Raw genomic sequence first — 9,627 nt, forward strand, 5'->3', positions numbered from 1 at the left:
GTTCAAGCTGACACAAAGAACCGTCCGTTCTATCCTTTCCAGGTGGAGGAGAGGACATGGATGATAAGATCGAAGGAGGCTGCAAATGTGGGTTGGTGCGATATTCTGGGTTTCGCTCTGACCTTTCGATGTTTCGATGTCACTGTCGGGATTGCCAGCAGCTCACCGGCTCGGGACATTCAGAGATGGTGCCACTTGTGGCCAAATCTCTTTCGATTGGTGATGCGCTCAAAACATTTGAAATGACAGGAGGATCAGGGCGGTCGACCTTTAGCGGGTTTTGCCCGAACTGAGGCTCACCGCTGACCCGCAGAAGTGAACGGATGAGTGACTGCATCTACGTCCATGCGGCGTCAATGGACGATCCCTCCAAGTATCATCCGGTGAAATCGATCTACAGCGAAGCAGCTCAGCCTTGGGACCAAGCAGTGATAAAAACTGAGGGGGCAGGCACAAAGTAACCTCGAATGTCTTTGTTTGCTTCCGCCTGAACGCGCGTTGCCAAATCCGCACGTATAGCATCGCGTCGTTCTTTCGACTGACGCTTGAGGAGCGATGCCGCACGCACTGCACCCCCATCAAAAACATCAAAAAGCCTTTTAGGATCTGACACGCACAATTCACTTGCAACATCGATAAGCCGCACATTGCGGAAACCTGCACCTTCGACCATTGGTTTGGCAATTCCGCTGTCTACGAGCATGTGCGCATCCGGGCCCGCGGGCATAGAGATGGATGGGTCAGCTAGGCGTTCAACGGCATCGAACAGCCAGCCAAACGCGCCATCTGATCCTTTGCCACGCCAAATCGAGAAGGCAACTCTACCGCCCGGTTTCAGCACTCTGTTTACTTCTCTCAGACCGTGTTCGGGGTCTGGAAAATGCGGGACGCCGAACCCGATTGTGACCGCATCAAAGGTGTGATCTGGAAACTCCATTGCCATTGCATCACCCTGTACGAACCGCGCTGTTGGCACAGCTGATTGGGCAAGCTCAATCATCGGTTCAGAGAAATCCAAGCCCGTTACATCCGAGCCGCGGGCCACAAGCTCTGCTGCTACGACACCATGTCCGGTGCACAGATCAAGAGCTTTACAATTCGGCCCAGCAGCGACTTCGTCTGCAAGCTTTCTGGCAACCAGGCGCGTCGCCATTTCAAAGCCGTCGGCATACCCTCTAGCAATAGACGGATCCGCCCATCCTTGGCGTTCCATTATTTCAAAGTCTGCTGTATCAGTCACTTCAGCCCCCCAAAGCTCCAAAATGTGACAAGAATACACTCAAGCAAGGTTCGGGCCAGATATGTTTTTCAAGCCTTGTCAGGATCGATCCGGATATTCGCCATGTAATCGCGAGTGCCTGATCTTAACTAAAGGACGAGACTTGAAAGCGGTCGTGATCCGTAGCGGATGGATTCAATCTCAATAATGGGTTTGCAGTTTCTGGAGTGACCCGATGAACATAGTTCGACTTTCCGAACGCCTCATGGGCATGAAAGACGAAGTTTGGTTGCGGCATACAAACCCTTGGTCGGTCTGGACCCGCGTGCTGACACTGCTGCCCCTTTTGGCGCTAGCGATCTGGAGTCGGGCGTGGATTGGTGGTTGGGCGTGGGTCGCCGTGGGTGCCGTTCTGGTCTGGGTTTGGGATAACCCGCGAGCTTTTCGCAACCTGAATCCTTCGACAGTTGGTCCGCGAAAGGTGTTCTCGGCGAGCGTGTCTGGTTGCGACACCGAGATAAGGTTGCCGCTCATCACAAGCGCGTCGCAAATACGCTAGCATTCGCCAGTGGTATGGGTTTGTTGCCGTTTGCTTACGGTCTTTGGACGTTTAACCTGGGGTTCACTTGTCTTGGCATTGTTTTGATCTCGGGTGGCAAGATGTGGTTTGTTGACCGAATGGCGTGGATATGGAGCGACTTTCTGCGTGATGGTGGGTCGATAGATGACCTAACGAGCAGGAACTGAGATCCGATTTCCTGACGGAAACTAGCTTCTCTCACAATAGCGATAAGGCCAGTCAAAGGAATTGGACCATCACTATATCAGATGCGATATCATCAGTTTTCAGCTGCGCCATACACGGGATTGCTTCAGGCCCTTCAGGTCAAGAGGCTTTGCTCTGAATCTTTTGGAAACTATTCTGCCACGATGGAACATATTGCTCAGCTTGCAGACTGGATGATGGATGAGGGACGTCGTTCGAACGATCCGGTTGGGATCGTGTCACATTTTTGCACTTCACTTATCGAGGCGGGTGTACCTCTGTGGCGTGTCAATATTGGCCAGCGGTTTGCCAACCCTTTGCTTATTGCCTGGGGGGTTGTCTGGACACCTGAGGAAACTGAGAGCTACGACGTGACCCATGCTCGTATGCTCACAGATGGCTATGTTGGCAGCTCATTCGAGTACATTCTGGAGCACAGGCGCCCACTGCACAAAAGTCTGCGCGGTCTTGACCCGGACGCGGACCACGTATCTTACCTTGAGTTCGCTGAACTTGGCGGCACAGATTATTATGCGACACTGCTGTACTACGGGGATGGATCACTGCACGGATGCACATTCGTCACACGGTCCAAGGATGGGTTCTCGACCCGACATCTGGAGATGATTGAGGCCGCATTACCAGCCCTGTCTTCAGCCATGGAACCGATCACAATGCGCAAGTCATCCAAGAGTCTGCTGCGCACATATCTTGGTAATGAACCGTCCGAAGCCGTCCACAACGGAACGATCAAACGCGGTGAGCGCACATCCCTGGAGGCTGTCGTGATGTTCTCTGACCTTCGTGGTTTTACTGCGTTGACGGATACCGCAGCTGAGGAGGACATTTTCGATGCGCAGGATAGCTATTTCGACCTGATCGTCCAGGCCGTAGAGGATAACGGAGGGGACGTTCTCAAATTCATGGGCGACGGAGTTTTGTCCGTTTTTTCGACTGTAGCGCCCGGAGATCGCAAACATCAATGCCGTCAGTCTGTGCGTGCTGCGCAAGACGCACTCGCCGGTCATTCCGCGTTAGATAAAAGGCGCATTGAGCAGGGAAAACCGCCGTTGGACATCGGAATTGGTATCAATGTAGGGCAGGTTAGCTACGGCAATATTGGCAGCACGGGCAGGCTCGATTTCACAGTGTTGGGTAGCGCGGTCAATGTTGCGAGTAGGATTGAAGGCTTAACCAAATCATTGGGACAAAGTGTGCTGACGACAACCGCCGTCGCAGAAGCGGCGCCGGAACTGTTTTCTGTGTGCGGTGTCCATAATATTCGCGGCATTACAGGTGCAATCGAGTTGTTCGATCTTATCGAATAGGGTCGGCCACTCGACGTCATGACTTTGGCGGATAGCTTAACGGTCTTTGCTGGGGACTAGAAGCGACAGAGCATCATCACATTGGCCCATGTATTTAACATCAAAAGGCAAGCAGACATCGCCTTAGACACGTGCGCATTCAGCAGGCTGATTCATGTGCCTCATGAAAGCGCGAATGCTATCGCTAGCCAAAAGCCCGAGCGTAAGATCATTGCTCCAATAGTTCGCCACTCGAATGGTGTGCCACTAAGCGCCATTGTTATCAAAACTAAGAACACCAGAGCTGTACAAATGCCGATTGCCCAGGCAATTGGCCGCGCCCAAACCGTGTATCTAAAAAGTGCAACCGCGCCAATGATATAAGCAAACCCCGCAAGAAAATTGAACCAAAGTACAATTGGAACGGCGTCTCCGGCTGCGGACTTTGCCGCAGAACTGCCGAACAACACCATCCCACCAGAAAAAATTGTCAGCAGACCAAACAGCGCAGCGATTATTGCGACCGGGCGAACCCATAGGGGAGGCTTATCCATCATTCCATACTCAGGAGTTCGGTTGAATATCGTGACGCAACCAGCCTACTTCATCGGACAGGTTACGGCTTGATCAATGTCAACATGGTCACTCAGCCATTTGGTTGTGTCCGGATGAAAATAATCTCTCACACCCCTTTCAGCCACACTCTGAATTCTTCTGTGGGTCGATTTTTCGAGACGGAAAAGAACTAAACCTGCGGGATCGTCAGGTATGGACCAAATTCCAACAGATCACATATGTCGCCTATTCCGGTTTTTGGGCGGTCATGATGTAGGCAGTCGTCGGGAAAGCCGCCTTACCGGATGGCGTGGCATATTTCGAAAGACTCACATCGGATAGGGTCAACACGTCTGCGATTTTTCCTTCGCTGAGATGAATATCAAACAGCGGCAGCCACCCCCGCAGTTCGACTTCCACCATTGTCCGGGTGCTGGGAAAGGTTGCCTGCTCGCTTTTGGTTTCAAAGGCAATGCCATCAAAGCCCGCTTGCGACAAGATGGTCGCGACTTCGTCGGGATCGCCTAAACTGAAAGGCAATCTCACTGAATTTGCGGCCTCTGGCGATACATATTCCTCCAACACGGCGACGATATCCCGATATGCAGGGTTCAGGTCGATAGTGTGCCAGATCGCTACCGCCAACCTGCCGCCCGGCTTGGTCACCCGGTACATTTCCCGTGCGGCTTGGTGAAGGTCCTGAAAAAACATCATTCCAAACTGCGAGATCACGAAATCAAACGAGCCGTCTGCGAAGGGAAGATCTTCGGCGCTGCCCAGAACCCATTCGACATCGGGTTCAACTTCTTTTGCCGTTGCAATCATACCGGGTGCGGGATCAAGTCCGACCACACGACCACTATGCCCAGAACACGCGTGTGCTGCTCGCGTCAGCACCCCCGTTCCACAGGCAATATCCAAAACATGCGCCCCTTCGATTATTCCCGCACCGCCAATCATGTGGTCGCACCATGGCGCAAATAGCGCTGGCACAAATAACGCCTCATATCCACGACCTGCCTGAATCTCGTCTTGTGTTGCGTCGACCACCATTTGCGTTACTCCACGAAATCGTAATGTTTGATTGATCTGGATTCGACCAATTCGGCTTCCGAAGGATCCACATGCGCCGATTGGTAATCATCGCCAACAAACGCCTTGAGAGAGGCAAGGTCTTTCCAGATCATAACGAAACTGAATTCTCTTGGACTGTCGGCCCGCGCCGCACCCGGAAGAACCTGCACGATCCCTTCGGTTCCTTGCATCAATGGTATAGCCGTGTTGTGGAAGAAGTCACCGAACTCCTCCTCTTTGCCTTCTTTTGCTGTGACTTGAAATATCCGCATGATCATGAAGCGCCCCTCCCTTTGGTAGGGTTGCTGCCTGCATGATGACCTCAGGATTACCTCATATCACATCGCGGGCCCATTGTCGCTTTGGCCATTGCAAACTGTCATTTCTGCACTGCATTAGCTGCGGACGCTTTACTGTGAATTTTCCGCTGCCCTGACAGCGATCTTAACACGAAATGATCTCTTGCCAGGCGGCAGTTTTTGAGGTCATGAGATGAAAAACTCGACAGTTGAAAAAGCCACAGCATCCGTCGGTATCATCGGTTTCGGCGCATTCGGGCAACTGATCGCCAAACACTTGAACCAGAAATTCGAGTTGCTTGCATATGATCCGTCACCACACCTGGGAGAAGACGTGTCGAAACTCGGCGTGTCACTTGCTTCTCTTGATCAAGTTGCAAAGTGCGATGTGATTATAATCGCTTCACCTGTTTCAAGCTTTGAGAGCGTAGTGAAATCCATTGCTGCAATTTGCCGTCCAGGTGCGATCATAGTTGATGTTGGTTCGGTAAAAGTTCAGCCCTCTGAGATTATGGATAGGTTTCTTCCAGAATATGTCAGTATCGTCGCAACCCATCCATTGTTCGGCCCGCAAAGCGCCTGCAACGGTATCAGAGGCCTGAAGATCGCGATTTGTCCAATACGCGGACATCACCATATCCACGTTGCGGCTTTTCTACGAAAATACCTGGGCCTTCACGTCATAATGACGACACCAGACCAGCACGACAGGGATGCAGCAACTGTTCAAGGCATTACCCACTTGATTGCCAAAGTGTTGCTTCGCATGGAGCCATTACCGTCTCGCATGACGACCAAAAGCTTTGACCTGATCTCAGAAGCAATCTCGATGGTACAACATGACGCGCCGGAAGTTTTTGAAGCGATTGAGAACGCGAACCCCTACGCAAAAGAGGTCAGGCAACGGTTCTTTGGTTTGGCGTTCGAACTGAGTTCCAATTTAGAAGATAGCGAGGAGCACGATTGAGCAGCTACCTGCGCCTAGCCCCGTTCCTCGCGACGATGAATGCGGCCGAACCGTTCTCCGGACGCCAATTGTGTTCGATGCTGAACCCGAACGCCAGCATTCTCTCGACAAGGATTTCTTGGGTAAGAACGCGGATCTTGGGCAATAGACCGATGGCCCCAAGGGCTGGTATAGCGTACTTCTCCACTCCCTCCAGGCAGACTGTCGAACTGAAGAGCAGGCCACCCTCTTTCAGTGAGTTGCTAACACGATCCAAAGTTGCGTCAAGATCCAGAACCAGGTGCAGTATCGACATTGCCAATACCGCATCATACTTCTGATCCTTTACCGGAATGGGCCAGCAATCGAATGCACTTACTTCGAAGTTCACGTTCCCAACATCCTGTTCTTTGGCTTTCTCCCGAGCAATTGAGATCATTTCTGAAGAGTAATCGATAGCGTCGATATGAGCGACATTTGGAGCGTGAATGAGTGCCGTCGTTCCCGTGCCGCAACCGATTTCCAGGAGGCGGTCCTGAGAGGAAAGATGGCTCGCAGTAAAGTCGAGCTTGTATTCGTAGGCAGCTTGGTTTCCGACAGGGCGGCGCGCATATGAACGCGCCATCATGTTCCAAAATCGTGGTGGATGGATGAGCATATCTGTTCCTTGGAATAATATGTTGCAGTCGCGAAGACTTAACTGGCGTCTTGGATGTCGAAGACTTTTTCGAGGGGCTTGTCGAAGACGCGGGAAATCAGGATCGCCAATTCAAGCGTTGGTGAATATTTTGCATTTTCGATGGCAACGATTGTTTGCCGGGTGACACCGACTCTTTCGGCGAGCTCTTTCTGGGTCATTTCGTCGGCGTCAAACCGTAAACGCCTGATGTTGTTAGTGATCTTGAGCTTTCCCATGGCTCAATACCCGCGCCGATAGCTGATGAATTTGACGATATCTGCCGCAAAAGACCCGAATGCCATGCCGAAATAGATAATGTTAAACCCAATCAAAGCTGATGCGTTGAAGGCCAGGGCCAGGACGGCAGAGACAAAGCCTGCACCTGCGAAGACAATGATCGCGAGGCTACCGCGGCGTTCAAACAGTTTGTCACGTTCATCGACGACGAAACTGGGCTTGGGTTCGCGTGTGACAATCGCAAAACCGATATTGAACAAAATTGTGCCAATTATGGTAGCGACGATACCCAACGGGATTAGCCAGATGACCATACGGGCCCAATTGTTGACGGCATCAGGGCCATCGAACATCCCAGAGGCATTCATGTCCAGAAGTCGAAAAACGACGAAGGCGCTGACAGATAGATTCACGAAGATTGAGACGACAGTGTTGCGATCTTGGTAGGTCATATCTGAGGTCTCCAGAGTGCAGCATTCAATCTGCGAGTGTCCAGTATCTAATACATAGTGTATGTACTACCATACTCTGAGTCAAATATTCTTTACACAACATGTAATCGCGTTTCTGGCGTTGGCTTTGAGACTGGGCATCTATTGGCGCTACCAATTCAGACGTTCGTACGCTCATAGCTCGCGCGATTTGGACTGCAACCAGACCGCAAGGGACTGCGAATCAAAGTGCTCGAAACAGGTTGACTTGGCTCACGACGACTTTATCGAAAGGTTGAGTGACGCCAATTCACACACGTTTTGATAGAAGGGTCCCGGAACTACGCGGTGGAAATCCAAAAACTTCACTAACGGTCTTGACGGCGGGCTCTAGTTTCCCACAGCCTTAGCTCATGACTTACGTATGCAACATCTGCCAACGAATATCGACCTGAGGTCGATACCCCACACGAAACCTGTGGGAGGCAGCATTGGTATGCGGGCGAGGTTTATATCCTTGTAATTGCTCCAGATTAGAGTGCACGATTCGGTTCGATCCCGACGCCTCCTACCATCCCTTGGAGGCAAAGCATGTCATTGAAATTCAATAACTCAGAAGACCTTAGGGCTGCCGTGGCAGCGGAAACGAAAGAAGGCTTGCACCGGCTCGTCGCCGCGCTGCGCGACAGTGATTCAGACGTAAAAACCCGAGGTCAGTGCCGAAGCGGGGCACACCGATGAGTGACGCATTCGACTATGACGACATCCGCGGCTCGGTTGAGAAACACCTCGCAAAAGACAAACTGGGCTGGATCCAGATTGTCACGGAATGCTTTGAAGAAATCAAAGAGCATTGCGACAGCGAGGAGAAAACCTACCCTCCGGTCAGCCAGATCAAACAGAAATACGGTGCACTGCGAATTTACCTGGGTTGCGCAATTGAAGACCCGTTCATCCAGTCCAGCTTTGAGGAGGCTGCCCAGAAAGCTGACAGAAGCTGCGAGCGCTGTGGCAACGTCTCCAGGCCTCAATGCATCGGCGTCTGGTATGCCAACCTCTGTTGTTGGCATGCGCATGAGGCTGCGGTTGAGCGATTGAAGAAGTTCCCCAAAGTCGGGCTGAACCTGCGGTCGAAAAGTACTGCCCTTCAGTGCCTCAGCTGCGGTTATCACGGGCAAATCGCCTGGGGCGTGTCCGGCCACAGATGTCCTGCCTGTGTGTCAAAGGGCTGGTGAGATGGGAAGTGACACAACTTGGATCGAAGGAGAGGTTTTTGCTCTAGCGGGTTTTGACCACGACAAGGCGGACGTGTTGCGCTGGATTCTAAACTTTGTGGAATCCGGCGACGATTGGCAGTGCGTCAAGCAGATGGTTCTACAAAATGCCAGTGCCGACGATCTTGGAAAAGTGCTGCGCAAACGGTTCGAGGAAGCTGCGGCTTACAGCGATGAGTCCAAAGACTGGCGGCAGAGCGAGATTGAACGTTTGGAGAAAATTGAACCGACCCTGGCACTCTTTGCCGCTGAGGCCGTGAACCAGATGCTGAGCCGGGATATCTGGCTGGATGTCATGCACGTCATCGCTGAAGCCCATGCAAAGGCAAGCTCATCCGAAACTAACCAGCACTTGGTGACCTTGTTGTGCAAGATGATAGGCGGTTGCTACACCGACCACTCCTGCACCAATCACTGCGACCCTCTGGTGCTTTTTGCGTAGCTCATGCATAGTTTCGTCTGAACGCCCCAAATCAGAGCCAGAAGTAAATTTTTGGTTAAAAAAAGAAAAATCATGACTAAATCAACCAAAACCCTTCCCTCCAAGGAAACAAACATCGTTTCCCCTTTCATGGATGAAGATGAAAAAGCACACATCCGAAGTGAATTAGGGAGCAGAGTCAAAAGCTTGCGAGTTAGTGAAGGCATGACTCTCGAGCAGGCATCGGAGAAAACCAGGTTAGCTGTTTCGACGATTTACAAGGTCGAAAACGTTAAAGTTTCCCCAAGTTTTGAGAATCTACTAAGGCTTGCCCGTGGATATAGCGTGGGTTTGGAAAAGCTGATCGAATCCCCACCCGAAGAAGTGAACACAACCCGCCTCACCGTAACCCGCTCAGG

14 protein-coding genes and 1 pseudogene are annotated in these 9,627 nt (G+C 51.7%); 6 read left to right on the plus strand and 9 right to left on the minus strand.

Annotated features, from left to right (window positions below; genetic code table 11):
- Positions 1–56 precede the first annotated feature (56 nt).
- Positions 57–293 (plus strand): GFA family protein, encoded by a 237-nt coding sequence (locus BLU89_RS21965; protein ID WP_083347746.1) that lies wholly within the window; start codon positions 57–59, stop codon positions 291–293.
- Positions 294–409: 116 nt separating this feature from the next.
- On the opposite strand, the gene BLU89_RS12210 is transcribed toward BLU89_RS21965, so the two are convergent.
- Positions 410–1,240 (minus strand): class I SAM-dependent methyltransferase, encoded by an 831-nt coding sequence (locus BLU89_RS12210; RefSeq protein WP_245709751.1) that lies wholly within the window; start codon positions 1,238–1,240, stop codon positions 410–412.
- Between the two features lie 250 nt (positions 1,241–1,490).
- On the opposite strand from BLU89_RS12210, the pseudogene BLU89_RS21915 reads away from it, so the two are divergent.
- Both BLU89_RS21915 and BLU89_RS12220 read left to right on the plus strand, forming a co-directional pair.
- Positions 1,491–1,966, plus strand: a pseudogene (locus tag BLU89_RS21915) (DUF6653 family protein).
- Between the two features lie 183 nt (positions 1,967–2,149).
- The gene (locus BLU89_RS12220; protein ID WP_074737102.1) at positions 2,150–3,313 is read left to right on the plus strand and encodes an adenylate/guanylate cyclase domain-containing protein; all 1,164 of its coding nucleotides are present in this window, start codon (positions 2,150–2,152) and stop codon (positions 3,311–3,313) included.
- 161 nt (positions 3,314–3,474) lie between these two features.
- Here the strand turns inward: BLU89_RS12220 and BLU89_RS12225 are convergent, their stop codons facing one another.
- The 3 genes from BLU89_RS12225 to BLU89_RS12235 all read right to left on the minus strand — a co-directional run bounded on the left by BLU89_RS12225 (position 3,475) and on the right by BLU89_RS12235 (position 5,199).
- Complete coding sequence (locus tag BLU89_RS12225; RefSeq protein WP_074737103.1) at positions 3,475–3,849, minus strand: hypothetical protein; 375 nt, start codon at positions 3,847–3,849, stop codon at positions 3,475–3,477.
- Positions 3,850–4,093: 244 nt separating this feature from the next.
- Positions 4,094–4,900 carry a class I SAM-dependent methyltransferase gene (locus tag BLU89_RS12230; protein ID WP_074737104.1) on the minus strand — a complete coding sequence of 269 codons (807 nt, stop codon included), beginning with the start codon at positions 4,898–4,900 and terminating at the stop codon, positions 4,094–4,096.
- A 5-nt stretch (positions 4,901–4,905) separates the two neighbouring features.
- Entirely contained in the window at positions 4,906–5,199 is a 294-nt protein-coding gene (locus BLU89_RS12235; protein WP_074737105.1) for a putative quinol monooxygenase, read from the minus strand.
- Between the two features lie 214 nt (positions 5,200–5,413).
- Here BLU89_RS12235 and BLU89_RS12240 point away from each other — a divergent pair, with 214 nt between their 5' ends.
- Positions 5,414–6,187, plus strand: coding sequence for a prephenate dehydrogenase (locus BLU89_RS12240; RefSeq protein WP_074737106.1), 774 nt, complete (start codon positions 5,414–5,416; stop codon positions 6,185–6,187).
- Between the two features lie 4 nt (positions 6,188–6,191).
- Here BLU89_RS12240 and BLU89_RS12245 read toward each other — a convergent pair whose 3' ends face one another.
- The 3 genes from BLU89_RS12245 to BLU89_RS12255 are packed head-to-tail and all read right to left on the minus strand — an operon-like array spanning position 6,192 to position 7,534.
- Positions 6,192–6,824, minus strand: coding sequence for a class I SAM-dependent methyltransferase (locus BLU89_RS12245; RefSeq protein WP_074737107.1), 633 nt, complete (start codon positions 6,822–6,824; stop codon positions 6,192–6,194).
- Positions 6,825–6,862: 38 nt separating this feature from the next.
- The gene (locus BLU89_RS12250) at positions 6,863–7,081 is read right to left on the minus strand and encodes a helix-turn-helix transcriptional regulator (protein ID WP_010443208.1); all 219 of its coding nucleotides are present in this window, start codon (positions 7,079–7,081) and stop codon (positions 6,863–6,865) included.
- 3 nt (positions 7,082–7,084) lie between these two features.
- Positions 7,085–7,534 (minus strand): hypothetical protein, encoded by a 450-nt coding sequence (locus tag BLU89_RS12255; RefSeq protein WP_074737108.1) that lies wholly within the window; start codon positions 7,532–7,534, stop codon positions 7,085–7,087.
- Between the two features lie 716 nt (positions 7,535–8,250).
- Here BLU89_RS12255 and BLU89_RS12260 point away from each other — a divergent pair.
- The gene (locus BLU89_RS12260) at positions 8,251–8,748 is read left to right on the plus strand and encodes a hypothetical protein (RefSeq protein ID WP_074737109.1); all 498 of its coding nucleotides are present in this window, start codon (positions 8,251–8,253) and stop codon (positions 8,746–8,748) included.
- 139 nt (positions 8,749–8,887) lie between these two features.
- Here BLU89_RS12260 and BLU89_RS21970 read toward each other — a convergent pair whose 3' ends face one another.
- Together BLU89_RS21970 and BLU89_RS21975 are read right to left on the minus strand one after the other, a co-directional pair.
- Positions 8,888–9,106, minus strand: coding sequence for a hypothetical protein (locus tag BLU89_RS21970; RefSeq protein ID WP_074737110.1), 219 nt, complete (start codon positions 9,104–9,106; stop codon positions 8,888–8,890).
- Between the two features lie 12 nt (positions 9,107–9,118).
- A complete protein-coding gene (locus BLU89_RS21975) occupies positions 9,119–9,238 on the minus strand; it encodes an FAD-dependent oxidoreductase (RefSeq protein WP_143030572.1) in 120 nt (39 codons plus the stop codon).
- 63 nt (positions 9,239–9,301) lie between these two features.
- Between BLU89_RS21975 and BLU89_RS21100 the strand changes: the two genes are divergently transcribed.
- Positions 9,302–9,627, plus strand: a 326-nt coding sequence (locus BLU89_RS21100; protein ID WP_143030573.1) for a helix-turn-helix domain-containing protein, incomplete at its 3' end; no start/stop codon positions are given.

The sequence above is a fragment of the Ruegeria halocynthiae genome, from assembly GCF_900106805.1.
Lineage (GTDB): Bacteria > Pseudomonadota > Alphaproteobacteria > Rhodobacterales > Rhodobacteraceae > Ruegeria > Ruegeria halocynthiae.